Raw genomic sequence first — 25656 nt, 5'->3', positions numbered from 1 at the left:
GCTTTCGACGGTCGGACCGAGGCCCTGCGGGTACTGCTCGCTGGCGACGACCGGGACCTCGAGGCCACGGCAGGCCTCGACCAGTACCTCGATTCGCGGCAGGTGGCCCTGATCGGCCATGACGGAGTTGATGCGCTCCTGCACGTCGATGACCAGGAGAGCAGCGCGATCGCGTTCGAGTAGTGAGCTCATGTCGGGCCTCCAAAGGAGGGATTGTAGATGGTTCAGGAAGTACATATTTCGAATTTGAAATTTCGAATTTCGAATTTCCCGTCCACCCCCTCGGACTCGCAGACTGACTCCATCCTGCTGTCCTGCCGGGAAGAGGTCCGAGATCACTGATGAACGACCCGGTCCTCCCAGTTTGTCATTCCGAGCGAGGCCGAAGGCCACATCCTTCACGTGTCATTCCGAGCGAGGCCCAAGGCCACATCCTTCACGTGTCATTCCGAGCGAGGCCGAAGGCCGAGTCGAGGAATCTATGGCTCTCCGGACTCGCGCATCCGGCATTCCCATAGATCCCTCCACTCGGGCCGTTCCGGCTTCGTGCTTCGCACTTCGCCGTGACGAGCCCGGCCCTCGGTCGGGATGACACGCTGATCTCTCAGAGATCTCCGGGTGGGTTGGGCGAATCGAGCATCCAGCATCGAGCATCCAGCATCGGGTGGGAGGATGGGGTGGGTACAATACCCCGATGGACGAGACCCCGATCAACGACGACGAGGTTGAAGGGCCTCAGCCTTCTGCCGAGGTGGAGGAGGAGGCGCAGCCCGAGGCGACTGCCGGTCCTGCAGTGGCCGATCTCGAGGGCCTTGCCAAGGGTAAGGAGCCGTGGCGCGGGGGCGGGGGGTGCAGCAGCCGCCTGACCGTTTACGGTTGCCTGGCCGGCCTCGTTCTCCTGGTCGCGATGCTCATCGTCGGCACCTCGATGGTGCGCAGGACGGTGTGGATCAACATGGATCGGGGACGACGGCTGGTGGTGCAGAGCCTGCCGCACGATCTGCCCGCCGCCGAGCGCCAGCGAACGATCAGGAACCTCGATCGATTCCGCCTGGTTCTCGAGGCCTCGAAGGACCCCTATCCGACGATGGGGGATTTCATGAACCGGGTGCGGGACATGCTCGAGGACGGCCGCTTTACCGCCGAAGAGGTCGGGGGGCTCAACGTCTACCTCGAACGCGTGATCGAGGAGTCCGGGATTCCCCCCATGCAGCTTGGCGCAAGAATTCGGAATTCTGAATTCGGAATTCGGAATTTCCACCCGCCTTCCCCGTGTGCGGCTACCTCTCCACCGGGTGGTTGGGCGGGAACTCAAAATTCAAAACTCAAAATTCAAAATTCCGAAATCGTATGACGACTCGCTTCGTTCTCAACACTCAATTTCAGCCTGCCGGCGACCAGGTCCAGGCGATCGAGCGCCTGGTGGAAGGGGTCGATGGCGGGGTCGCGTTCCAGACCCTGCTCGGAGTGACCGGCTCGGGCAAGACCTTCACCATGGCCAAGGTTGTCGAGGCCACCAACCGTCCGACCCTCGTCCTCAGCCACAACAAGACCCTGGCGGCGCAGCTCTACCAGGAGTTCAAAGCCTTCTTCCCGGACAACGCGGTCGAGTACTTCGTGTCCTACTACGACTACTACCAGCCTGAGGCCTACGTGCCGGCGAGCGATACCTACATCGAAAAGGAGACCTCGATCAACGAGGAGATCGACCGCATGCGGCTGTCGGCGACGCGCTCGCTCTTCGAGCGGCGCGACGTGCTGATTGTCGCCTCGGTCAGCTGCATCTACGGCCTCGGCTCGCCGGAGGCCTACTTCGGCATGCTTCAGCTCTTCGAGAAGGATGTCGAGGAGCCGCTCGACGACGTGCTCAAACAGCTCGCCAAGATGCAGTACGAGCGGACGCATCTCGATCTCGCACCGGGCTCCTTCAGGCTGCGCGGTGACTCGCTGGAGATCTACCCGCCGTATGACGACACCGCGGTCCGCATCTCATTCTGGGGCGACCAGGTCGAGAGCATCGAGCGGATCGATCCGGTGCGCGGCAAGGCCCTGGAGGAACTCGATCGCCTGCCGATCTACCCGCGAACCCACTACGTCACCCCGCGGTCGCAGCTGCTCAAAGCGATCGACGCCATCCGCGTGGAGCGGGACGAGCGGCTGGCCGAGCTCGACGCGGCGGGCAAGCTGCTCGAGGCCCAGCGCCTCGGCCAGCGCGTGAACTTCGATCTCGAGATGCTGACCGAGCTCGGCTACTGCAACGGCATCGAGAACTACTCGCGCCACCTCACCGGCCGCCAGCCCGGCGAACCGCCGCCGACGCTGCTCGATTACTTCCCGCACGACTTCCTGTGCATCATCGACGAGTCTCACGTGACGGTTCCCCAGGTCGGCGGTATGTTCCACGGTGACCGCTCGCGCAAGCAGACCCTGGTCGATTTCGGTTTCCGCCTGCCGTCCGCGCTCGACAACCGGCCGCTGACCTTCGAAGAGTTCGAGGAGCGCATTCAACAGGTGGTCTTCGTCTCCGCCACCCCGGGGCCCTACGAGCTCGAGCACACCGAGGGCGAGGTGGTGGAGCAGCTGATCCGGCCGACCGGTCTGCTCGATCCGCAGGTGGAGGTCCGTGAGGCCAGCAACCAGGTGGACGATCTGTTGGCCGAGATCCGGGCGGTTGTCGCGCGCAAAGAACGGGTGCTGGTGACCACCCTGACCAAGCGCATGGCCGAGGACCTCAGCTCGTACCTGGCGGAGGTCGGCGTCCGGGTGCGCTACCTGCACTCGGAGATCAACACCCTCGAGAGATCGGCGATCCTCGCCGATCTCCGCAAGGGAGAGTTCGACGTGCTGGTCGGGATCAACCTCCTGCGCGAGGGCCTCGACCTGCCCGAGGTGGCGATGGTGGCGATTCTCGACGCCGACCAGGAGGGCTTCCTCCGCTCCGAGACCTCACTCATCCAGACCATCGGCCGTGCCGCGCGCAACGTCGATGGGCGGGCGATCCTCTACGCCGACCGGGAGACCGGTTCGATGCAGCGCGCACTCGGAGAGACCCGTCGCCGACGCGAGCGGCAGGCCGCTCACAACGCAGAGCACGGCATCGAGCCGCGGACCATCGTCAAGGACGTGGCGAGCCCGCTGCTGGCGATGGCCGAGCTCGACTACTACGGCCCGGGCGCGCAGCCCCTGCGGGTCTCAAGCTCCGAGGGCGACATTCCGGACGACGCGGTGTCTCTCAACAAGCTGATCACGGAGCTCGAAAAGCGCATGCGGGTGGCGGCCAAGGCGCTGGAGTTCGAGGAAGCAGCTCGGCTTCGTGACCGGCTCAAAGAGCTTCGAAGGCAGCAGATCTACAAAGCCTGACGGCTTTGAATGAGGAATTAAGAATGAGGAATTAGGAATGCCACCCGCTCACCCACCACGGCCCGAGCGCTGGGAGGTGGGGCGGGAATTCCTAACTCCTAATTCCTAATTCCTAATTCCTAACTCCTAATTCTAATTCACGAGCTATGCGATTCTGATCCCGAGAAACACCAGGTAGGCGGCGAAAAAGGCGAGCATGAACGCGCCCTCCAACCGGCTGATGCGGCTGTCGCGGATGACGATGAGCCCGACCACAACGGTGGCTGCCACCAGCAACGGAATGTCCCAGTGGATGACCTCGATCGGCACTGCCGCCGGCCGAATCGCGAAGGCCGTCCCGACCACCAGACCGAGGTTGAAGACGTTGGATCCGAGGACGTTGCCCACCCCGATCTCGGACTGTCCCTTGAGGACTGCGACCACGGAGGTCGCGAGCTCCGGCAGGGAGGTGCCGAATGCGACCACGGTGAGACCGACCAGGGCTTCGGACACGCCGAACTGCCGCGCGAGGTTGACGCCGCCTTTGACCAGCATCTCGGAGCCGCCGACCAGGATGGCGATGCCGACAAAGGTGAGTGTGAGATGGCGGGTCAGTGTGCCGGTCACCACCGCCTGCTCCGAGTTGCGGCCCCGCGACTGGGTGACGGTGACGACGATGAAAACCGCGAAAATCGCCAGAAGGACAATCGCTGTCGGCCGGTTGATGAATCCGGTTCGGGCGAACGCCACCAGAACTATTGCCGGCACGAGTCCGAATGCGAGGTCCCGGTAGAGCAGGCGCCGCCCGCCGACGACATGGATCGGTACGAGAACTGCCGCCACCCCGAGAACCAGCATCAGATTCATGATGTTCGAGCCGACGGCGTTGCCGAGGCTCAGGCCACCGCTGCCACGAAGCGCCGCCGTCAGCGAGACGGCGAACTCGGGCATCGAGGTGCCGAAGCCGACCACCGTCAACCCGACGACCATCGGCGAGATGCCGAGCCTCAGGGCGATGCGCGATGCACCGTCGACCAGCCAGGAGCCGCCCAGCCCGAGACAGAAGATGCCGCCGGTCACCAATAGCCAGGGAAGTGATGCTTCGAATGGCACGACGAGGGAAATCGTATCACCTTGGTGGAGGCTCGATCGAATTTCGAATTTCGAATTTCGAATTTCGAATTTCGGATTTGGGATTTCGGATTTGGGATTTAGGATTTCGGATTTGGGATTTTCCACCCGCTCTCCCGGAGAACCGGGGGGTGCGGGCGGGAACTCAAAACTCAAAACTCAAAACTCAACACTCAAAACTCAAAACTAGAACGGTACGCCAAAGCTGATGAAGAACTGGCCCCCGGATTCGCCCGGTGGCGCATCGAGCCTCCACGCATACTCCGCCCGCAGCGGACCGGCGGGGGTCACGTATTGAAAACCGAGACCGGGTCCCCACTCGATGTCCGAGAGGTCGACGTGGTCCGGCGAATCCCAAACGTTGCCGGCATCGACGAAGATCGACGCGAAGAACGGCCCCGATATGCGGCGACGGTACTCGATATTGAAGAGGAGGGTCGCGTTGCCGCCGACCGGTCGTCCATCGATGATCGTCTGGCCCGGGATGCCCAACTGGTCGGTGTCGAACGCCCGGTGGGTGGTGCGGCCCCCGCCGAAGAACCGATAGGCGAAGGGAATCTGCAAGTTGGGCTGCTCGTTGGGGTCGTCGTCGAGCGGCTCGATCGCCCCGAGGCGCAGGCCGACGGCACCGAATCCTCGGAGTAACGGCCGATAATAGGTGGCACCCGTCTGCAGCTTGAGAAAATTGGCGTCGGCCTTGAACGCCGGAAAGGCGTACTGGAGCGAGGCAGACGCGAAGACTCCCCTGGTCGGTGCCAGCGGGTTGTCACGCGTATCCCATTCGAGGCTCGGTGTGATCGATGCGACCTTGGCTTCCTGGATGTTGTCGCCCGGGTTGCGGGGGTCGTCCAACGGCAACGTTTCGGGTTCGGTGATCTCGTACTCGTATCGGAACCACGGCCTGAACGGTCGCTTGAGGCGGTCTCCGAAATCGACCCACAGGCCCCGCCGATCGACGTTTCGATCGCCGAGGACCTCATCGGTTCGATACACGGCAAGGTAGCCGGGGACCGGCAGCCCCAAAGCCCGCTGCTTGCGGAGTGACAGGGAGTACCGCTTTTGATTGCTGGAAATCGACGCCTCTGCCGAGAACGCATAGGCCCGGCCGAGGAGGTTGAGGTGCGACCACCCGAGGATGAGGCGCGCGGCATCGACGTTGGAGTAGCCGATGCCGAAGAGGTAGGACTTCTGCTCGCCCTCCTCACAGCTGATCACGATGTTGCGTTCCTCCCGGTGCTCCTGGCCGGGCATTGGCGCGAGCTCGACCCGCCGGAAGAGACCGAGCTCGAACAGCCCGCGTTGCGCGTCGAGCATCTTTCGCCGCGACAGCGGTTCGCCGGTGCGGACTCCCGCCCGTTCGACGACGCCGGAAACCAGGCTCTCCCTGGTGTGCTTGAGGCCGGCAATGATGACCTCGCCGACGCGGACGAATGGCCCGGCCGATACCAGGAAGTGAATCGATGCACTCCCCTCCTGTGAGGTGTCGACCTGCGCCTCTACCGTACCCTCCGGGTAGCCGGAATCGGCCAGTGCGGTCTCGAGGCGGTTGCGGGCGCGCTCGACCGCGCCCGGGCTCCAGGGGCTGCCCTCGAGGAGCTCGAGAGGGGAGGCCTCGAGCTCTGCCGCGGCTTCAACGGGCAGGCCGTCGATACGGATCTCGGAAATGAACCATCGGACTCCTTCATCGACGGGAAAGAGAATGCGCACGCTTTCGCCGTCTTCCAGCGGTACGATCTCAGGTGGTGTCAGCGTGGCATACGGGAAGCCCTCGCTCTGGTAGAAATCTTCGAGAGTTTTGCGGTCTTTCTCGAGAGTCGAGTTGCTGATGGCCTGGTGAAGACGCCCCCCGGTACGGCCCTTCTGAACCGTGACCGCGGCTTCGAGCTCACGTGAGCTGACGCTCTCTGCACCGGGAAAGTCCACCTCTGCGACCTTGAGCTTTCGGCCGGGATCGACGTTGAGGGTCAGGACCTGCTCATCACCGTCGGTGCCGAGCTCGGCCGTGACATCGGCCAGCAGGTAACCCGCCTCCTGCAGGTTTTCCTGGACCTGCTCGGCCAGCGCTTCGGTCTGGGCGGGATGGATTTCTTCCAGCTCGGGATCGGGGAAGGCCTGTTTGGCGATATCGAGACTCTCGGGAGGTGTTTCCAGCTCGAGGCGGTATCGGTCGCCGGTTTCCACCCGCAGAATCAAGTCGACATCTGCTCCGTCGCCACGGCGCTCCGTTGCAAGGACCTCGGCCTCCCAGTAGCCCATCGAACGAAGATTCGCCTCGGTGCTGGTCCTGAGGCGGTCTTCGAGCTTCGATGTCAGTCGGTCCCCGACCTTGTACTTGGGGGCAGCGGCGGTCGCCTCGGCTTCCGGGACGCCGTCGAGGACGACCGAGCGCACAACCTCGGGATCGCCCGCGTCGACCTCGAATTCCATCGCCACGGTGTTCGTCTGCCGGTCGAAATCGACATATGCCTCGACGACGGCGTTCGTGTAGCCACGTTCGTGGAGGCGGCGCTCTATTCTTCTTCGGTTCGCCTCGATGCCCTCGGCGGTGACAGGATCGCCGATGTCCATCTGCATCCATCGGCGGACCCTGACTCGCAACATCGGATTGCCTGTTCGGACGCGGATAGCGGATATCTTGGATCGGGTGCTGAGGCGAATCACGATGTCGATGCCGTCGTCGGCCTCGGTGGACTCCACACGCAACCACTCCACTTCGCCGGACGCGTAGAGGGTCAGGATGAGATCGCGGAGCCGCTGACGGTCGAGGCGTTGGCCGGGCTGCAGCTCGAGCACTTCGATGATCGCCGCCTCGTCGACCGGTCCTATCGCCTCGACCGTCGCATGTCGAATCAGTAGCCCGTCGGAGGCTTCGCCGACGACCGTACCGATCAGGGTCATCAACACCGCCACGACCATGATCACGCGCGAACTGGCCAACGTTGCCGTAGAATCGGGCTGGCGCCAACGGTGGTTGATCGGGAACGGCCTTTTCATGAGCGCATCAGTACGGCCGCCGCAGCTTGAGATCCAGGGAATACGAGTTGTCTTCGTGCTGACCCGCCTCCAGGAAGAGGCCGGGGGCCAGGTACCAGCGGCTGACCACGATCTGCTCCCGTTCCCCCGACAGGGTCGTTTGCAGGATGACGGTCCACGACGGTGTCAGCTGCTTGATCACCGACAGGCGTGCGGTCGGGTTACCGGTGGAGTTCGCAGCGAACGGATCGACCCGGACCTGGTCCACCGGGAGGGCCAGCCGCGCTCGCCGGCTGAGCGCCGAGGTGAGCTCGCTCGAGAGAATGGACGAGGCGAGTCCGAGGCCAACTGCGCCGGTTCCGTAGCCCTGCCCGGTAGAACCAACCCCGAGCAGGGAGTAAATGTCCGGCGTGCTCAAGGGCGGCGTCGAGACGGCGGTGGTTACGAAGCGGTCGGGTGTGCCGGAAATCTGCACGGTGATCTGGTATTCCTGGATCCAGGTCGAGGCCTGCAGCTCGATGAAGGGCTCGATGGCGTCCGGGTTCGAGAAGTTGAGGCTGCCTCGTTCGATCTCGTAACGGTTGCCGAGAAGCGTGGCCTCGCCGCCCTCCAGAACCTCGACGTGTCCGACCAGTCCGGGTCGGTTCGAACTGCCTGTGACCTCGAGGGAGGCGGAGCCGGTCAACCGGACGAACGGGTTGCGGAGATCGATGGTGTCCTCTGCGTCGATTCTGAGCGCGAGGTTGAGCCCACTACTGCCGGCCGGTCCTCCGTCTCCCTCGAGCCACCCCAGGAGTATCGTTGCCACGTCCTCCTTCGAGGTCAGCGACATGTGATCAACGGTGAGGTCGCCGGAGAGGAGAAGATCGTCGACAGGGCCGATCAGCCGCCAACTTCCGGAGATGCGTGCATCGAGATCGGGAAGGACCTCGAACCGGACTCCGTTGGCGGTACCGTCGAGGGCCAGGACGATCGTGTCGTCGCGCTCTCGGATTTGTCCGCCGGCTCGCCCTCGTCCCCCCATGATCCGAAAATCCATGCCGTCCAGCTGGACGTCCCCCGAAGACAAGAGGACTGTGCCCTCCACCTGTGACAGGATCGTCCTCGTACCGGGAAGGCGGAAGGACCCTTTGTGGATTTCGGCGATTCCCTCGAAGAGCGGTGCGCCGACCTCGCCGAGGATCTCGACGATCCCGGTTGCCCGGCCCGCCGGTTCCCAATCGGGAAGCAGGAAACGAAGTAACAGGGCGTCCATCGTTCCCGAAAGGTTGCCCCGCAACTTCCCGTTCGGATCGATGGCCCAGCGCACGAAGAGATCATCTTCCCGCGCGCGCAGCTCGAGGCCGGGTACGACGAAACCGTTGCCGGAGAGGGAAAAATCCGCCGGCCGAATGAGCTGCACCGGTTGCCTGTCGAGCTCGAGAGCGAGGTGGTCGAGCGTTCCCTCGATCCGTGGCAACGGTTGGTCCTTCCAGTCGACTGAAAAGGTGGCCTCGGCCGTTCCCGAAAGTGGAACGCCCGCACCGGGGGCGACGTGGGTGAGGAGTTCGCGTGCCGATGTCACCATCAGGGTGCCGTCGCCCGATAGTCCGCCATCCTCGCCGCGGTCGAGAACAGCGTGTGTCTCGACCGCCCCCTCGATGCCGGCGGCGATCTCGATCTCGTCGGGTTTGGCGTCAAGGTCGATGTGCGCGAGCTCGCTCGCGCCGCGCAGTGTCATTGTCGGATGCTCGCCGAAGGGGAGCATGAATTCGAGGCTCACGTCGGCCGAATCTCCGATCAGGCGCTGCGCCTCCCGCCCGACGGAATCCAGCGGCATTCGGGGCCAGGCAAGGTTCCCACCGACCTCACCCTCGTCGACCATCCAGGTGATGTCGCCGGTGAGTCCTCGATCGAAGCTGAGCTCGTTGAAGGTGAAACTCCGGTTCCGGTATTCGACGCGAGTCGAGGCGGCGCCAAGTTCGAGTCCCGCAACGACCGGGTCTTCGATGCCCACCAACCAGGTTCCAGTAGGCGCCGCGAGTGGACCATCCAAAACCCCGCTAAACGAGAACGAGCCCTGGTCGACCCAGGCTTCGACCCCGGCCCAGGTAGCTACGGTTTCCAGCGGCAGGCGACGGCCACTGATTTCCAGGTCAATCTGGTCGTCACCGGCGGCCTCTCCCCAGGCCAAGCCGCCCTCGATTTCTCCGAATCCATCACCCACCTGAAATCGTGCCGAGCCGAAACGCAACATGGAGCCGGTGATGATCGCGTCTGCGACCAGCCGGTCCAGCTCGATAGGATCGAGAATCAGCGGCTCCGCGTCGACCCTCGCGCCGACCGTGAGCTCGGACCACGGGCCGTTGATCTCGACCTGGAGCTGGCCCGTGCCCGCGAGGTTGTCGGGCAAGACCGCCGAACCGGTCCAGGCGTTGACCATCGGACCAATCTCGGCGAAGACTGCCGGGTCCACGGCGATCGACCACGAAGGCTGCCACGAAGCAAGGGTCAGAGCGCCCTGCCAGCGAGCGCGCGAGCTGCCGATCGACAGGTTTTCGGCGTTGAAACGCAGAAACCCCTCGCCGGTGAGTGCGACCGCAACCTCACCCGAAACCGGCGTGCCCGGGGTCGCGCCCCGGAGCGTCAGGTCTGCGTTGCCGTGCCCGGCGGGGAATGCGCTCCCATTCCACCTCGCGTCGGCGCGGAGGTCCATGTTCGCAGCCATGCCGGCTGACTCGACCGCGATGTTGTCGAGCACACCGTCGAGAGAGACGCCTTCCCCTTCGAGATGAACGCTGTGGGGGTATTGGCCGCCCAATTCTCCGAGTTCGTAGGTCCCGCGAACCGATCCCCCGTGCAACCTTCCCCGCTCGAGTGTGCCGCGGAGGCTTCTGCCGACCAGGGCGAGCTCTCCCTCGACGTCGTCAAGCGGAAATCCAGCGGCCTCGAGGTGACGCGCGCTGATATCCGCCCGAACGAGCTCGGGAGCGCTCGTGTCGAGGACAACTCCGACCTCTGCCGCCCCGTTCAGGAGGCCTTGCGTGCCTATGAAGCTGTCGAGCCAAGCCACGTCAAGCGGGCCACGAGCCTCGGAACGCACACCCGCTTCGTCGATCCGGCCTCGACCCTCGAGTGCGAACCCTTGGCTGTTGATTCGATAATGGGAAATATCGAACCCTCTGTCATCAAGAACGAAACGGGTGGCCAGTGAGAAGTCGATCGGCTCCATCTTTCCGATGCGAAGCTGCGCCCTCTCGACCTTTGCGACGCCCCGAGATTCTCCTCCTTGAGTCGACCAGCTCGACTGGAGCCCATCGAGGTCGACTGCGATCTTGCCGGGGAGGTCAACCCCTTCGAACGAGACGTCCTCCAGGGCGAGCTGTCGCACGCGAACCTTGACCTGCGGTCCCCCCTTGCCCTTGGCGCGTGGTAGACCGGTGAGGGAGAGGCGGACTCCGCTCGCGGCGACGCGACCCAGCTCGATTGTGCGCTGCGTGAGCCAGACTCGCCCGAGGTCCACCTGCAGGGAGTCGATCTCGGCGTCGACTCCGGCCCCGCTGAAGGTGAGGTCATAAAAGCGGATGCTTGGAGGCAACAGCCCCCAGTGCAAGTCGCCGATCTCGATCTCGGCGCCGAGATCGATGACCGTTTCCTCGATCCATTTACGAGCCAGATTCCGGGTGGGCTCGGCTTCGAGTGCAGCTCTGACCACCAGCCCGAAAACGAGAAGAAAGGCGATGGTCGCCAGCACGGCGATCACCGTGCGTTTGAGGTGGCGGTACCTCACCCGCCCCGCTCCCCCCATTTGAGCTTGCGGTTCAGGGTCTGAAAATAGGAGTAGTCCCGGTCCGTGATCAGGTAGACGGGGTCCGTGCAGCGTTCGATTCTAACCACGTCGTCGATGTGCAACGGAAAGCCCTGCTGACCGTCGAGAGTCAACCAGACCTCTTCGGAGTGCCTTTCGAGCCGCATCTCTATTTTCGAGTCCAAGGACAGCACGAGAGGCCTGTTGGTGAGGGTGTGGGGACAGATCGGGGTCACCACGACTGCCTCGAGGTTTGGATAGAGAATGGGTCCCCCGGCCGAGAGATTGTAAGCCGTGGACCCGGTCGGTGTGGCGATGATCAGGCCGTCCGCCCTGAATCGACTCAGCAGTGTGCCGTTGACATGCACCGACAAATCGAGCATTCGAGCAAGTGCGGACTTGTTGATCACCGCGTCATTCAGCACCGGTCGGGTGATCGAATCGCGTTCGGGTGAGTCGACGGTCACGAGAAGACGCTCCCGGCGCACCTTGTCGACCCGGCCCTCGATAGTCGCCCGAAGCATCGGGAAGAGGCTTTCCACCGGGTGTTCGGTGAGGAAGCCCAGAGTGCCGAGGTTGACGCCGAGGATCGGCGTACCCTGGATCGCACCGCGGGTCACCGACAGGAGGGTCCCGTCTCCGCCGAGAACCACGACCAGGTCGACCTGGCCCGGCAGAGCTGCTCGATCCACGCCATCGCTCCTGTTCAGGGCTGCCGCCGACTCGCTGTCGACGAGCGCTTCGATGCCCAGGCGTTCGAGCTCGTCAATCAGTTTCATCCCGAGTTCGGCAGCTTCGGCGCTGGTGGTCTTCAGGACGACTCCGACCCGACGTATGGTTTCATCCGCCATTGCCGCCCATTCTACCCCTAGCAGTGGCGCTTCTGAGAAGGGAGACTCGAACCGGAGAGTTGAGTTTTGAGTTATGAGTTTTGAGTTATTCCCCGCCCACACTTGGAGCTCTGGGAGGGGGGTTGGCGACTCAAAACTCAAAACTTAAAACTCAAAACTTGGGGGTCGTTTCATTTCCCCGCCGTTGTCGGAAAACCGGGTACGGAGACCGAGACCGAATCAGGTACGGGAAAGGCACAAGATGTGGTGGTAACGAGTCTCAAAACTACAACATCTTGTGGTTCTTTTTGTGAGGTCTGTCACCCCTTGAGTTGCGGGTTCGAAAATGACGTATCTATTTGACGTCCAAACCCTTGACATGAAGTCCGGACCGAACCATCATGGGGTGGTTAGAAGTGGTCCAAAAAGGTCTGGAGTGGGAAGAGTCGTCTCGCGATGGGCCACTTCCCGTGTTGAGGCGGAGGGGTCACGTGGAGCGATTTCGAGGAGGATTTCCGGCCACCATCGACGCCAAGGGGCGTTTCAAGCTCCCTGCGCGGTTGCGTGAGCAACTCGAAACAGGATTCGGCCGCGAGGTCTACGTTTGCTCCTTCTTCCCTCACGAGCTTCGCGTCTACCCCCTCGCGGTCTGGCAGGCCGTCGAGGAGAGGCTGCTGAACAAACCGGCGATGAAGCCGGCTGTACTGAAACTGGTTGAACGGGTGAATTACGGGCAGCTGCTCGAGATGGATGATCAGGGACGGATCCTGGTCCCGGTCTTGCTGCGGGAAATGGTGGAGGTGAAGGGAGAGGTCGTGGTTTCGGGCCGCATCAATCACCTCGCCGTCACCAACCGCTCTCGGGCCGCCTCCTTCCTCAAGGAAGCCTCGTTGAGCGATGAGGAGCTCGAGGAACTCGCGCAGCTGGAGCTGTGATGGGGGGCTTGGGTGGCCTCCGATCATCTGCCGGTACTCACCAGTCGCGTGGTGGAGCTCCTGGCGCCAGCGGCCCCAGGTCTTTTGGTCGATGCCACGGTCGGCCTCGGAGGTCATGCCGAGGCCTTGCTGCAGGCAGAGGCCGACTTTCAGCTGGTCGGGCTGGATCGTGATCCGGCGGCCCTCGGCCGGGCCGGTGAACGACTTCGGTTATTCACCGGCCGTGTGCATCTCGTCGAGGCGACCTTCGACCGGATGCCGGCAGTTCTTCGTGAGCTCGGTCTCGGGCCTCCGAACGCGGTGTTGGCCGACCTCGGTTGCTCATCGCTCCAGCTCGACAACCCAGAACGCGGATTCAGCTTCTCCAAGGATGGTCCTCTCGACATGCGGATGGGGGGGAGCGGTCCGACGGCAGCCGATCTGCTCGAGATGGCCGAGTGGGAGGATCTGGTGAGGATTCTCCGGGATTACGGCGAGGAGCGAAAGGCCCGCGCGATATCCAGGGCGATCGTCGAGCGTCGGGAGAAAACCCCTATACGAACCACCCGCCAGCTCGGCCAGCTGGTCCAGGATGTGGTCGGCATCGGCGGTCGGCGCATTCACCCGGCGACCCGGACATTCCAGGCGCTGCGCATCGCGGTCAATGACGAGATCGGGCAGATCGAGCGTTTTCTCGAACCGGCGATTCAAAGTCTCAGCCCGGGTGGCCGGATCGCGGTGATCTCCTTCCATTCACTCGAGGATCGGATCGTCAAGCACACCTTTCGAAGGCTCGAAGGTCGCTGCGTCTGTCCTCCGGACTTTCCGGTGTGTCGATGCAATCCCGATCGTCTCGTCGATGTGTTGACGACGTCTCCCATCCGACCGGACGACGACGAGGTGGCTGCCAACCCGCGAGCGCGCTCGGCTCGATTGCGCGCCGCCGTCAAGCGCGGAGGGGACGGATGATGGACTTTCCGGTCGTCGATCCCTCCAATAGATTCCTGAAACCGCAGAAGGACCGTGCCTGGCCGCAGGTGTTGAGCGCCTTGATCGGTGTGTCGACACTGGTGGTCCTGGCGCTGGCACTGGTCGGGTGGCCGAGACTCAAGAGCACCTCCATTCATTACGAGCTGATCAGGCTGAGAGCGCAGGTAGCGGAGCTCGAACAGCGCCAACGCGCGCTCCAGCTCGAGCTCGAGCACGAGCGGAGCCCGGAGCGGTTGGCCGCGCGCGCTCGGGAGCTCGGCATGGTCCCGGCTGCGCCGGTCGGAGTTCCGGCCCCGTCGTCGGTCGAGGCAGTGCGATGAACCGGCGGCGCCTGCTGGTTGTTGTTGCGGGACTGCTGTTGGGAGCGATTGCGGTCGTGGCCAGGAGCTTTCAGATCACGGTCGTCGAGCATGGTGACTGGGCGCGCCGAGCTGTGCGGCAACAACAGCACATCATCGAGGTGCCGGTGCCGCGTGGAGATATCAAATCTTCAGACGGTTACATTCTCGCGACGTCGATCGACAGGGTCGCAATCCAGGTCAATACCCGACATCTCGAGTACCCGGAGATCTTCGTGCCGGCTGTCGCGCCTTTGCTGGGTCAATCAGAGGAGGATCTCGAGCGCAGGCTCGGAGGAGGTCCGAGGTCGATCTGGCTCGCGCAACGGGTGCCGCTCCAGCTTGCGGAGCAGGTCGCCGATCTGGCGCCGCGCGCAGTTGCATTGGTGCCGGATTACGAGCGTGTCTACCCGCAAGCCCGACTGGCGGCGCCAGTCATCGGGTTCGTCGGTCGTGAAGAACTTCGAACTGTTGGCCGATCAGGGTTCGAGCACCACTTCGATGCCTATCTTGCCGGGGAACCGGAGCAGTACTTGGCGGTCAACGATGCCATTCAGCGGAAAGTCCAGTTGCAGCGAATGCAGAGGGGTCGTGCAGGTCTCGATCTGCAGCTGACCTTGATGGCAAAGCTGCAGGCACGGTGTGAAGCATTTCTCGAACGTGCGATCGAAACACATGATGCGCACGCCGCGTCGGCGGTGGTTGTCGATGTCAAAAGTGGGCGCATTCTCGCGCTCGCCTCCCTCCCGTCGTTCGATCCGGCGAACCCAGGGGCCGAGAAGCCCGAAAACTGGCGCCTCCGACCGGTCCAGGATGCCGTCGAACCCGGGTCGACTGTGAAACCGTTTATTGCTGCAGCCGCACTGTCGGCGAATGTCGTCCGTCCGGGAGAGCGGTTCCGATGTCTCGACCACGGCAGCCGGGTGGCCGGATACTGGATTCGCGACCACGCCGATCCGGGCCGCTACACGATCGACGAGATCGTCGCCTACTCTGCGAATGCGGGCATCATCGAGGTTGCCGAGCGACTTCCGGAAGATGTCTTGTGGAAGTCATTCGACGCCTTCGGGTTCGGCCGTCGTACCGGTGTCGGCTTCCCGGCCGAGGCGCGTGGTCTGCTCCCGGAAACCCGCACCTGGTCGAAGCTGAGCCGTGCGGGCTTCGCCCTCGGACAGGAGCTCATCGTCAGCCCGCTCCAGATGGCGATGGCCTACGCCGCGATCGCCAACGGTGGCTGGCTCGTGCAACCGCAGCTGCTCATGCCCGAGGAGTCTGCCTCGAGAGCGCCCGAACCAGTCGAACGAACCCGAATCCTCGACGAGGCCCTTGCCGGCCGGCTTCGACAGATGCTCGAGGATGCGGTTCAAGAGGGCACCGGCGAGCAAGCGCAAATCCCGGGATTCAGAACCGCGGGGAAAACCGGAACTGCCCAAAGGGCGGTCAACGGAGGTTTCGACGACAAACATCATGTTGCCTGGTTCGCGGGCTTCCTGCCTATGCCGAATCCCAGGATTGTGGTGGTTGTGGCCGTCGAGGACCCATCCGAGACCGATTTTTGGGCGTCGTCGGTCGCTGCACCGATCTTCGCCGAGATCGCCGAGGCGTCGGCCTGCCTTCTCGATTTCGCTCCGACCGAACCAGTTGTGATTACAGGTCAACAGATGGCCCAGCGCGAAGAGACGACAGATGCGGACAATGCATGAGGGCAACGGCCTTCGCCTGCCGCGAAATGACGCGGTTGCCCAATTGGAGGGCATCGTGCGCATGACGGCGGCGGAGGTTGCGCAGATCCTCGGCGCCGAGGTCGAGGGGAATGCCGCCGTCTCTCTGATCGGTGCGGAGGTCGATTCGCGGAGGCTCGAGAGAGGCGATCTTTTCGTGGCCCTTCCGGGCGCGCGGCGTGACGGTCACGAGTTTGTCGAGGCCTCGCTCGAAATCGCGGCGGCAGCACTCGTTCGCCGGGATGCTCGACTGACGGCACCTCCCGCGGATCGGGCTCTGGTTCGTGTCGATGATCCCCTGGCCGCATACCACGAGCTGGCGCGGCACGAAATCCGAGAGCATCCCTGGAGAATCGCCGCCGTCACCGGGTCGGTCGGCAAGACGACGACCAAGGATTTCCTGGCTGCGCTGCTCGCCCCGCACTTCCGGATCGGCGCCTCCGGGGAGAATCGCAACAACACCCTCGGCCTGCCGGCGGAAATCCTTTCCCAGGACCCTGAGATCGAGGTCTTCGTGGCCGAGGCAGGGATGAGCACTCCGGGCGAGCTCACAACCCTGGGGGAAATCCTTCATCCGGAGGTTCTCCTCTATACGAGAATTGCCCCGGTCCACACCGAGTTCTTTCCCGACCTCCAGGGGGTTGTCCGCGCCAAGGCGGAGCTGCTGCCGTGGCTCCGAAACGAAGGTGTCTTGGTGATCAACGATGACGATCCGAACCAGGAGGACTTTGCCTCGGAGACCACAGCGCGAGTCGTGGGTTACGGCACGCCTTCTAGCGAGGCGCGGATCGAGCAGTTGGAGGATCGAGGGTTGCTCGGTTGCGGATTCCGGCTCGTGCTGCCGACAGGCGAGGCCCAGGTGGATCTCGCCCTGCCGGGGCGTCACCAGGCTGAAAACCTTCTTGCCGCAGCCACCGCCGCCTCCGCATTCGGCGTGCGCGCAGAGCAGGTGGCCGAGGTCGCGCATGACCTCGAGGCGCCTGTCCATCGCGGCCGCGTCATGGCGCTCGAAGACGGGATTTCGCTGGTCGATGACAGCTACAACTCGTCGCCGCTCGCCGTCGAGCGATTGCTCGACTTGTTGGCGCGAGCTCCCGGTCGAAGGGTGGCAGTCCTGGGCGAGATGTACGAGCTGGGAGATTTGTCTTCGAAAGCACACCGTCGCGCGGGCGAGCGGGCTGCCGCGGCGTGTGATCTGCTGATCGCAGTTGGCGGGGCCGACGCCGAGCGGATTGCCAACGGAGCCCGCGAGGCGGGACTCCCGGATCGCGCCATCCATTTTTCGGAGAACGCTGATCAGGCGGCCGCAACCCTGAGGCTGTTGCTTCGTGCCGGAGACGTGGTGCTGATCAAGGGTTCTCGCGGCGTCGGTCTCGACCGGACGGTCGCGGCGCTGACGGGTGAGGAGGCGGACTGATGCTCTACGCCCTCCTCTATCCTCTCGGGGACACCTTCATCGGATTCAACGTCTTCCGCTATCTGACGTTCCGGACCGGGCTGGCGATTGCAACCGCGTTCTTCATCAGCCTGGTGGCAGGCCCGTGGCTGATCTCCAAACTGCGCTCGCTGCAGGTTCGGCAGTCGATTCGCGAGGAGGGACCGGAACACCATCAGGTCAAGGCGGGAACCCCGACCATGGGCGGCATCCTCATCGTCTCGAGCTTCGCTCTCGCGACTCTGCTCTGGGCGGACCTCAAGAACCCGTACGTTTGGACGGTGTTGCTCGTGACCCTCGGTTTCGCCGGCGTCGGCCTGATCGACGATTGGTTGATCGTGCGGCGCCGGAGCAACCAGGGGCTGACGGTACGCCAGAAGCTGTTGCTGCAAATTCTGGTCGGCCTGGCGGCGGGCATGATGGCGCGGGCCGCCGCGACTCCGGAAGCCCATGCCGGTGCTCTCGCGGTGCCGTTTCTCAAAGATGTCCTGCTTCCGCTGGGCGTCGCCTACGTGCCGTTCGTGATTCTGGTCCTGCTCGGCTCGTCAAACGCCGTCAATCTCACCGACGGCCTCGACGGGCTGGCGGTCGGATCGGTGGCTATTGCGGCGGCCACGTACACCGTCCTGGTGTACGTCGCAGGCCATTCCCGAATCGCCGAGTACCTGCGGATCGTCCCGGTATCGGATTCGGGCGAGGTGGCGATATTTACCGGTGCGATGGTCGGCGCGGCGATGGGTTTCCTGTGGTTCAATTGCCACCCGGCCCAGGTTTTCATGGGCGACGTCGGCTCGCTCGCCCTCGGTGGCGGCATCGGCATCGTCGCGGTCGTTGCCAAGCAGGAGCTGCTGTTGGTTTTGGTCGGCGGGCTTTTCGTTCTCGAGGAGTTGTCGGTCATCATTCAGGTGGTCTCCTACAAGCTTCGTGGCAAGAGAGTCTTTCGGATGGCGCCGCTCCACCATCACTTCGAGCTACTCGGCTGGACCGAAACCCAGGTCGTAGTGCGGTTCTGGATCATTGCGGTGGTGTTCGCTCTGGCGGGTCTCTCGACCCTGAAGCTGAGGTAACTGTGGCGTTCGGCGAATATTCTCGTGTGCTTGTCGTCGGCTTGGGAAGCTCCGGCCTGGCTGCCGCCCGTCTCGCGGCGGAAGACGGCTCGGAAGTCTGGGCGACCGATCTTCGCGGCGAGACCGAGCTGGCGACGGGTCTGGCAACCCTCGGCGGCGAGGTTCGGACATTCCTCGGCGGGCATCCCGATGCCTGCCTCGACGGTGTCGAGCTCGTGATTACGTCTCCGGGAGTGTCCGCCGATGCGGCGCTGCTCGAGACAGCTCGCCGGAGTGGAATCGAAATCAACACCGAGATCGAGTTTGCCTGGCGCCACCAGCCCCGAGCGGAGATGGTGGCGGTAACAGGATCCAACGGCAAGAGCACAGTGACCGAGTTGACGACACGGATGATGGTCGCAGCCGGCCGTTCGACCGTGGCCGGAGGCAACCTCGGGACGCCTGCCTCACAGCTCGTGCTCGACGGAGGATGGGAGAGTTGGGTGCTCGAGATCTCGAGCTTTCAAGCCGAGCTGCTGACCTCGATGGCTCCGAGCGTGGCGGTGTTCCTCAATCTGAGTCAAGACCATCTCGAGCGTCATTCGCATCTCGATTCATACCTCGCCGCCAAGCGGAGACTGTTTGCCTTTCAGGGCGAGACCGATACAGCCGTCCTCAACGCGGACGATCCGTCGGTGGCAGACACCCGAGCCGCGGCGCGCAGGCGTCTCTTCTCGATCGCAAAGAAGACGGATGCCTGCCTCGAAGGCGAGGTGCTGACGATCGACGATGAACCGATCATCCGCGCGTCCGAGCTGCGCCTGAGCGGCATCCACAACGTCGCCAACGTGCTTGCTGCCGCGCTGGCCGCGGATGCTCTCGGTGTGCCGAAATCTGCGATGGCGGCTGCTGCGAGTACCTTCGCCGGGCTCGCCCACCGCCACCGAACGGTTCACGACGCCGACGGAATTCGCTGGGTTGACGACTCGAAGGCTACCAACGTCGGCGCCACACTGGCCGCGCTGCGCGGCTACCCGAATCGCTCCCTCCACCTGATCCTCGGCGGGCAGGCCAAAGATCAGGACTTTTCGGTCCTCGCCGCGGAAATCCGCCGGGCGGTGACGCGGCTGTACCTCATCGGCGAGGACGCATCAATGATTGCTGAGGCTCTGGCGGGAGCGACCATGATAGAAGGATGCGGCAATCTCGCCGAGGCAGTGGCTCGAGCCCGTCGCAATGCGGTCGCGGGTGAGTGGGTCCTGCTTGCGCCGGCATGCGCTTCCTTCGATCAGTTTTCGGACTACGGCGAGCGTGGTGACCGCTTCATCGATTTTGCCCGAGAGGAGGCGGCCCAATGCCCATAAGGCAGCGCTTCGACCGTCTCTTGCTCGGATCGACGATTCTTCTCACCGCGATCGGCCTCGCCATCCTCGCGTCGGCCTCCTGGTTGCTGGCGACAGAGCGCTACGGAAGGCCGGGATCCTACTTTTTCACCTGGCAGGCTGCGACGGCGATGGTCGGCCTCGGCCTGATGGTCGTGAACATGCACCTGAAAACCAGCCTCCTGACCGACCGCCGGTTGGTGATCGGCTCGTTCACAGCGGGTTGGATCCTCATGCTGGCAGCATTCGCTCAGGCGCCGGTTGCGGCCACGCACCGCTGGATCAGCGTCGGTGGCATCTCCCTGCAGCCATCAGTTCTGGTGCGGCTGGCTCTGATCATGCTGATGGCGATCCTGCTCGACGAAGCCCGGCGCCGGGGATGGCCGTGGGAGAAGCTGGCCGTCATTTGCGGAATATCCCTGGCAACCGCCGCCGTGATCGTGATCCAGCCCGATCTCGGAACGGCGGCTCTGCTGGCTGCCGCGTTGGGCGGGATGGCGTTCGTGGCGGGCATGCCTCTGCGGCTGCTGGCGGCGCCGGCAAGCGTCGGCTTTGCCGCGCTGGCTGTGGCGATCATCACCTCGCCCTACCGCTTGGCACGGGTGCGCGCATTCTTCGATCCCGAGTTTGGCACCTCTGCCGGCTGGCAGAGCTATCAGAGCCTGGTTGCCATCGGCAGCGGAGGGCTGATCGGTAGGGGTTACGGATCCGGCATGCAGAAGCTCTTCTTCCTGCCGGAGCCTCACACTGATTTCATCTTCGCCATCACCGGGGAGGAGCTCGGGTTGATCGGGATGCTCGTCCTGATCGTCCTGGCCGGGGTCATCACATGGCGCGGATTCGTGATTGCCGCCAGGCTCGACAACCCGCAGCGCGCATTGCTCGCCTTCGGCATCACGGCGGCGTTCGCCCTGCAGAGCCTGGTCCATATGGTGGTCTGTCTCGACCTCCTGCCGCCGAAGGGCATCCCCCTCCCTCTGGTCAGCTACGGCAAGACGGAGATGCTGGTGACTCTGGTCTCTATTGGCATGCTTCTCAACCTGTCGAGAGAGGTGAAGGCATGAGCTCGCGGGTCGTGATCGCGGGTGGCGGAACCGGCGGCCACATCTTCCCGGGGCTGGCGGTGGCCCGCGAGCTCAAGACGAGAGAGGTGGATGTCCACTGGCTCGGAGCGCGCCGAGGACTCGAGGCCGAGCTGGTGGCCGAGCGGAACATCCCGATCACGCTGGTGGATCTGGAAGGCATCCACGCGCGCAGCCCGTCGGCGGCGGCCCTTGCCCTCGCCAAGCTGCCCGGTGCTATCGCCATGTCGGTGAGGACTCTACAGAAGCTCAAACCCCTGACCGCGGTGGTCGGTGTTGGCGGTTACGCTTCGACGGCCGGCCTGATGGCGGCGGGGCTCCTTGGCGTGCCGACGGTGTTGCAGGAGCAGAACTCGATTCCCGGATGGGTCAACAGATTTCTGGCCCCATTCTCCGATCTCGTCTGCTGCGGCTTCGAAGATGCCCTCAAGGCGTTCCCCTCGTTGTCGGCGGAGTGGACCGGCAACCCGGTGCGCGCCGACTTCTTCGAGGTGTCGGAGGTCGAGCCTCAACACCCTCCACGTCTCCTGATCCTCGGTGGCAGCCAGGGTTCGCTGTTCCTCAATCGAACCCTGCCACGGGCCCTGGCAATGCTTCGAGACGAGGGTTTGCAGATCGAAATCCGGCACCAGGCGGGCGTACGTTGGGCGGAGGTCGTGAGAACGGCCTACCAGGATCTGAAGATGGAAGCCAAGGTCACGGCATTTTTGGCACAGCCGTGGCTCGCCTTTGCCGATGCTGACCTGGTGGTGGCACGGTCGGGTGCCTTGACCGTGTCAGAGCTCGCCGCCGCCGGCCGCGGCTCGCTCCTGGTGCCCTTTGCCGCCGCCGCGGGCAATCACCAGGAGTACAACGCACGCAGCCTCGAGAGGGCCGGTGGGGCGTGTGTGTTGACCGAATACGAGGCGACACCTCCTCGGGTGGGCGAGCTGCTCGGCAGACTGCTGCAAGACGGCGAATCTTTGCGCGAGATGGGCCGCAGGGCTGGAATGGTCGCGTTGCCTGGGGCCGCCGCTCGAATCGCCGAACGTGTGCTGTCGATCGGTGGTGGCGCATGAACCTCCACATGATGGGCATCGGGGGCGTCGGCATGTGTGGCATCGCGGAGGTCCTGATCGCTCGAGGCGTTACGGTGAGCGGCTGCGACCTTGCCGACAGCGAGCGTACCCGGAGGTTGGCCGAGCTTGGAGCGACAATTCATCAGGGCCATGACCCCGATCATCTGGTGGGCGCTGACGCCTTGGTCGTGACGGCGGCTGTCCCGAACGGGCAGCCGGAGTTGAGCGCGGCGCTCGAGCAGCGCCTCCCGGTGGTGCGACGGGCGGAGATGCTGGGCGAGCTGATGCGCTACGCGCGAGGCGTCGCGGTCGCCGGCACCCACGGCAAGACGACCACCACTGCGATCATCGGACACCTCCTGGTGGCCGCAGGAGCCGATCCGACGGTGATCATCGGCGGTCGAGCGCATGGCTTCGGTTCTCATACGAGGGTCGGCGAGGATCCCCTTCTGGTCTGCGAGGCGGACGAGTACGACAGGTCGTTCCTCGAGCTGGCGCCGCATCTGGCGGTGATCACCAACGTCGAGCCGGAACATCTCGACTGCTATGCGGACGAGGAGGATCTGCTCGCGACCTTCTCCGCCTTCGGCAACAAATCCTCGGTTTTCGGTGCACTGATCCTGTGCGCTGATGATCCGGGAGCCGCAAGCCTTCGTTGGCACCTGCGGAGGAGGGTCGTCACCTACGGGACGGCGGAAGAAGCAGACCTGAGGCTCGAAATCGTGTCCAGCAACATCGGGAGCACCGAGTTCATGGTCCTGCGTGGAGACAACCGCCTGGGCCGGGTCGAGCTGCCCCTGCCGGGAAGGTTCAACGCCCTCAATGCCCTTGCCGCGATTGCAGTCGGCCTCGAGCTGGGCTTCGACTTCGACGTGCTTGCCGCGGCCTGTGCAGATTTCTCCGGGGTGGCCCGGCGTTTCGAGGTGCACGGAGATCGTGACGGAGTGACGGTGGTCGACGACTACGCCCACCATCCGACCGAGATCACCGCTCTCCTCGAGGCGACCCGACAGGCGATGCCGGGTCGGAGGGTCGTGGTGGCATTCCAACCGCACCTCTTCAGTCGCACGCGGAATTTCGCAACCGAGTTCGCTTCGTCGCTTCTCGGCGCCGACGTAGCGATCGTCTTGCCGATTTATCCGGCCCGAGAAGAGCCCATCGAGGGGGTCAGCTCGGAGCTGATTGTCGATCAGGCCCGGCGACTCGGACATCGACAGGTTTATTCGGGCCTCTCCGTTGCGGAGGCGGTGTCGCAGCTTGATGACCTGCTAGAACCGGGTGACGTGCTGCTCACGGCTGGCGCCGGTGATATAGACCGTCTGGCGGCGGCTTGGCTGGAGGGAGCGGTATGAACCCGGAGGTTCCACGTTTCCTGCCGGAGAGGCTTCGCCCTCAGGCCAACGTTCGCAAGCGACGGAGGGGGTACGCGCTGTTGACGTTGGTGCCGGTCATTCTTTTGGCCTTCCCCCGGTGGCAGATTGCCGAGGTCGTGGTCGAGAAATGCCCGGTGCTGCCCGACGCGGCCGTCGATTCACTGCACGAGCTGGTTGGGCAGCCGACACTGGGCCTCGGCCTCGAGACGGTACGCGACCGGGTCGAGGTGTGGCCCGGTGTGGGCGACGTCGAGGTAAAACTCGAGCTCCCCGGAACCGTCCGGGTGCGGGCGGACGCTGCGGTCAGCTGTGGCAGTATCAAGGTCGGCCGGAGCTGGCACGGGGTCGCCGCCGACGGCTCGCTGATCGGTGTGGTAGAGGTAGCCTTGCCGCCGATCCTTGCCGGCTTCGACCGGAATCACGATCGCGTGGACGGATTGGCGGTCGTCAGAAGAATCGAAGCTGCGACCGGCGGACGCGTGATGGAGATCCTCCGCGTGACTCCAGCGGATTTCAGGTTGCGCGTGCGACACCCCGAGGTGGAAGAGGAGATGGTAATTCACGTTTTTCCACCAGGCAGCGAGGCCGAAAATGCCTGGTGCGCAGGAATTTCCGACGGATCGATCAACAAACGCTGGGCTGACCTGAGGTGGTCGGACCGGATCGTTTTCGGGGGTGGGGTGTGAACGAGGGGCACCCCGTGATCGGGATCGACCTCGGTTCGTCGAAGGTCTCGGTTGTGGTGGGCGAGATGGAAGAAGAGCGTCTGGTCGTCCGGGGATGTGGGCAGGCGCCGCACGACGGCGCCCGCAAAGGCGTGATAGCCAACCTCGACGACGTTTCCCGGGCGGTACGGGCGGCCGCTGAAGAGGCCGAGGCGATGGCTTCGATTCCTGTAGAGTACGCTCAGGTCGGGATCGGTGGGCTGCCGATCCTGGGGGTTCCGTCGACTGCATCAGTGCCTGTGACGGGCCGCGATCACACCGTGTCCGCCGACGATCTGCAGCGAGCCTTGGCAGCCTGCGCGCAGGTGGCCATTCCGGAAGATTTCCGGGTTCTCGACATCATCTCCTGTGGATTCGCGCTTGATGGCCAGTCAGGGATGGACTATCCGGTCGGCATGCCTGGTACTCGTCTCGATGCCACCGCATATGTTCTCTACACCAACAAAACCCACGCCGAAACCGTTGAGCAGGCGGTCAACCACGCTGCGGTGGCCCTGGGACGTCTCGCATTCGAGCCGATAGCGGCCGCCGAAGCGGTCTTGACTCAGGACGAGAAAGAGCTCGGATGCCTGCTCCTCGACATGGGCTATGCCACCACTGAATGGGTGCTCTTCGCCGAGGGAGTCGTGACGCTGAGCGGCGCCGTCCCGATAGGTGGTCGCCACTTCACCGCGGATCTGGCCTCGATGCTCAAAACCACGACTGCAGCCGCGGAGCGCAGCAAGCGGCGCATCGGTGTCGCGCTCGACCGTGATGGGATCAACAATGCCGCAGTCGAAGTGCCGGCTCTCGGCGGAGACGGGAATCAGGTTCATGCCGCAGCCTTTGCGGCGGAAGTTCTCCACGAGCGTGCACGCGATCTGTTCATCGGAGTCCACAAGGTATTGGTCAAACAAGGTTTGGACCGCGTGCCGCGGGCGGGTGTGGTTCTCACAGGCGGTGCTTCGAGGCTCGATGGACTCGAAGAGGTGGCCGAGACGATCTTCGGTCATCGGGTCCGTCTCGGGGTTCCTCGAAACCTCGCCGGACTGGTGGAACCGGTTTCGGGGCCCGAGTGGTCTGTGGCCTGCGGGTTGGTCCGACTTTTTGAAAAACGTCAAAATCAGGTGTTGACGTCGAGGACAAATCGGAGCAGCATCATGGCGTGGCTCCGTAACGCCCTCGGAGAATTTTTTGAATTGGGAGGTGGATATGATCGAGTTTGATGACGGAGTTGTGGGCGAGCAGGGCGATTCGGAGCAGGATCATGGTGGTGAGTTGCACCTGGTTGGCCCGGAACCGTCGATTCTCCTCGACGAGACCCCGTCACCCGCGCGAATCAAGGTAATCGGCGTTGGGGGCGGTGGGTCGAACTCCATCAACCGCATGATCGAAGCGGGACTCAGCGGAGTGGAGTTCATTGCCGGAAACACGGATGCCCAAGCGCTATCCAACTGTCGGGCGCCGGTCAAGCTGCAGCTCGGAATGGAGCTGACCCGCGGTCTCGGTGCCGGGGCGAATCCCGAGGTCGGGCGCAACGCGGCGCTCGAGGC

The 25656-nt window shown here is 63.8% G+C and carries 20 protein-coding genes; 15 read left to right on the top strand and 5 right to left on the bottom strand.

Features of this window, described 5'->3' with window-relative positions; genetic code table 11:
• Positions 1-192 (bottom strand): isochorismatase family protein (locus LJE93_09825; GenBank protein MCG6949196.1); only part of this gene is annotated, 192 nt, incomplete at its 3' end.
• Between the two features lie 502 nt (positions 193-694).
• On the opposite strand from LJE93_09825, the gene LJE93_09820 reads away from it, so the two are divergent.
• Both LJE93_09820 and uvrB read left to right on the top strand, forming a co-directional pair.
• Positions 695-1354 (top strand): hypothetical protein, encoded by a 660-nt coding sequence (locus LJE93_09820; GenBank protein MCG6949195.1) that lies wholly within the window; start codon positions 695-697, stop codon positions 1352-1354.
• On the top strand, positions 1351-3360 hold the full coding sequence (uvrB, locus tag LJE93_09815) for an excinuclease ABC subunit UvrB (protein MCG6949194.1): 2010 nt from the start codon (positions 1351-1353) through the stop codon (positions 3358-3360). Before LJE93_09820 ends, uvrB begins: the two co-directional genes overlap by 4 nt.
• 144 nt (positions 3361-3504) lie before the next feature.
• Here uvrB and LJE93_09810 read toward each other — a convergent pair whose 3' ends face one another.
• The 4 genes from LJE93_09810 to LJE93_09795 form a co-directional block, all read right to left on the bottom strand.
• Positions 3505-4452, bottom strand: coding sequence for a calcium/sodium antiporter (locus LJE93_09810; protein ID MCG6949193.1), 948 nt, complete (start codon positions 4450-4452; stop codon positions 3505-3507).
• Positions 4453-4656: 204 nt separating this feature from the next.
• Positions 4657-7464, bottom strand: a complete 2808-nt coding sequence (locus LJE93_09805) for a BamA/TamA family outer membrane protein (protein ID MCG6949192.1) — start codon at positions 7462-7464, stop codon at positions 4657-4659.
• 7 nt (positions 7465-7471) lie between these two features.
• Complete coding sequence (locus LJE93_09800; GenBank protein ID MCG6949191.1) at positions 7472-11212, bottom strand: translocation/assembly module TamB; 3741 nt, start codon at positions 11210-11212, stop codon at positions 7472-7474.
• A complete protein-coding gene (locus LJE93_09795) occupies positions 11209-12081 on the bottom strand; it encodes an NAD(+)/NADH kinase (protein ID MCG6949190.1) in 873 nt (290 codons plus the stop codon). Before LJE93_09795 ends, LJE93_09800 begins: the two co-directional genes overlap by 4 nt.
• A gap of 470 nt (positions 12082-12551) precedes the next feature.
• Here LJE93_09795 and LJE93_09790 point away from each other — a divergent pair, with 470 nt between their 5' ends.
• From LJE93_09790 to LJE93_09730, 13 genes are all read left to right on the top strand, one after another.
• On the top strand, positions 12552-12995 hold the full coding sequence (locus LJE93_09790; protein MCG6949189.1) for a division/cell wall cluster transcriptional repressor MraZ: 444 nt from the start codon (positions 12552-12554) through the stop codon (positions 12993-12995).
• 12 nt (positions 12996-13007) lie between these two features.
• A complete protein-coding gene (rsmH, locus tag LJE93_09785; protein MCG6949188.1) occupies positions 13008-13943 on the top strand; it encodes a 16S rRNA (cytosine(1402)-N(4))-methyltransferase RsmH in 936 nt (311 codons plus the stop codon).
• Positions 13940-14284 (top strand): septum formation initiator family protein, encoded by a 345-nt coding sequence (locus tag LJE93_09780; GenBank protein MCG6949187.1) that lies wholly within the window; start codon positions 13940-13942, stop codon positions 14282-14284. The genes rsmH and LJE93_09780 overlap by 4 nt, the downstream gene beginning before the upstream one ends.
• Positions 14281-16005, top strand: a complete 1725-nt coding sequence (locus LJE93_09775; protein MCG6949186.1) for a penicillin-binding protein 2 — start codon at positions 14281-14283, stop codon at positions 16003-16005. The genes LJE93_09780 and LJE93_09775 overlap by 4 nt, the downstream gene beginning before the upstream one ends.
• Positions 15989-17440, top strand: coding sequence for a UDP-N-acetylmuramoyl-tripeptide--D-alanyl-D-alanine ligase (murF, locus tag LJE93_09770; protein ID MCG6949185.1), 1452 nt, complete (start codon positions 15989-15991; stop codon positions 17438-17440). Before LJE93_09775 ends, murF begins: the two co-directional genes overlap by 17 nt.
• A complete protein-coding gene (mraY, locus tag LJE93_09765) occupies positions 17440-18525 on the top strand; it encodes a phospho-N-acetylmuramoyl-pentapeptide-transferase (GenBank protein MCG6949184.1) in 1086 nt (361 codons plus the stop codon). The genes murF and mraY overlap by 1 nt, the downstream gene beginning before the upstream one ends.
• A 2-nt stretch (positions 18526-18527) precedes the next feature.
• The gene (gene murD / locus LJE93_09760) at positions 18528-19868 is read left to right on the top strand and encodes a UDP-N-acetylmuramoyl-L-alanine--D-glutamate ligase (protein ID MCG6949183.1); all 1341 of its coding nucleotides are present in this window, start codon (positions 18528-18530) and stop codon (positions 19866-19868) included.
• Complete coding sequence (locus tag LJE93_09755; protein MCG6949182.1) at positions 19859-20950, top strand: putative lipid II flippase FtsW; 1092 nt, start codon at positions 19859-19861, stop codon at positions 20948-20950. The genes murD and LJE93_09755 overlap by 10 nt, the downstream gene beginning before the upstream one ends.
• A complete protein-coding gene (gene murG, locus LJE93_09750) occupies positions 20947-22026 on the top strand; it encodes an undecaprenyldiphospho-muramoylpentapeptide beta-N-acetylglucosaminyltransferase (GenBank protein MCG6949181.1) in 1080 nt (359 codons plus the stop codon). Before LJE93_09755 ends, murG begins: the two co-directional genes overlap by 4 nt.
• Complete coding sequence (murC, locus tag LJE93_09745) at positions 22023-23378, top strand: UDP-N-acetylmuramate--L-alanine ligase (GenBank protein MCG6949180.1); 1356 nt, start codon at positions 22023-22025, stop codon at positions 23376-23378. The genes murG and murC overlap by 4 nt, the downstream gene beginning before the upstream one ends.
• Positions 23375-24085, top strand: a complete 711-nt coding sequence (locus tag LJE93_09740; protein MCG6949179.1) for a hypothetical protein — start codon at positions 23375-23377, stop codon at positions 24083-24085. Before murC ends, LJE93_09740 begins: the two co-directional genes overlap by 4 nt.
• Positions 24082-25329, top strand: coding sequence for a cell division protein FtsA (gene ftsA, locus LJE93_09735; GenBank protein MCG6949178.1), 1248 nt, complete (start codon positions 24082-24084; stop codon positions 25327-25329). Before LJE93_09740 ends, ftsA begins: the two co-directional genes overlap by 4 nt.
• A partial coding sequence (locus LJE93_09730) for a hypothetical protein (GenBank protein MCG6949177.1) occupies positions 25316-25656 on the top strand: 341 nt, incomplete at its 3' end. The genes ftsA and LJE93_09730, both read left to right, overlap by 14 nt.

The sequence above is a fragment of the Acidobacteriota bacterium genome (assembly GCA_022340665.1).
GTDB lineage: Bacteria > Acidobacteriota > Thermoanaerobaculia > Thermoanaerobaculales > Sulfomarinibacteraceae > Sulfomarinibacter.
This window is presented reverse-complemented; position numbering and strand designations above follow the sequence as displayed.

What these genes read in the sequence shown, in the direction of transcription:
- LJE93_09805 (MCG6949192.1), bottom strand. Translation starts at nt 7,464, where the DNA reads ATGAAAAGGCCGTTCCCGATCAACCACCGTTGGCGCCAGCCCGATTCT.
- LJE93_09780 (MCG6949187.1), top strand. Translation starts at nt 13,940, where the DNA reads ATGATGGACTTTCCGGTCGTCGATCCCTCCAATAGATTCCTGAAACCG.
- LJE93_09755 (MCG6949182.1), top strand. Translation starts at nt 19,859, where the DNA reads ATGCCCATAAGGCAGCGCTTCGACCGTCTCTTGCTCGGATCGACGATT.
- murC (MCG6949180.1), top strand. Translation starts at nt 22,023, where the DNA reads ATGAACCTCCACATGATGGGCATCGGGGGCGTCGGCATGTGTGGCATC.
- murF (MCG6949185.1), top strand. Translation starts at nt 15,989, where the DNA reads ATGCGGACAATGCATGAGGGCAACGGCCTTCGCCTGCCGCGAAATGAC.
- LJE93_09820 (MCG6949195.1), top strand. Translation starts at nt 695, where the DNA reads ATGGACGAGACCCCGATCAACGACGACGAGGTTGAAGGGCCTCAGCCT.
- LJE93_09775 (MCG6949186.1), top strand. Translation starts at nt 14,281, where the DNA reads ATGAACCGGCGGCGCCTGCTGGTTGTTGTTGCGGGACTGCTGTTGGGA.
- LJE93_09740 (MCG6949179.1), top strand. Translation starts at nt 23,375, where the DNA reads ATGAACCCGGAGGTTCCACGTTTCCTGCCGGAGAGGCTTCGCCCTCAG.
- murG (MCG6949181.1), top strand. Translation starts at nt 20,947, where the DNA reads ATGAGCTCGCGGGTCGTGATCGCGGGTGGCGGAACCGGCGGCCACATC.
- uvrB (MCG6949194.1), top strand. Translation starts at nt 1,351, where the DNA reads ATGACGACTCGCTTCGTTCTCAACACTCAATTTCAGCCTGCCGGCGAC.
- LJE93_09795 (MCG6949190.1), bottom strand. Translation starts at nt 12,081, where the DNA reads ATGGCGGATGAAACCATACGTCGGGTCGGAGTCGTCCTGAAGACCACC.
- mraY (MCG6949184.1), top strand. Translation starts at nt 17,440, where the DNA reads ATGCTCTACGCCCTCCTCTATCCTCTCGGGGACACCTTCATCGGATTC.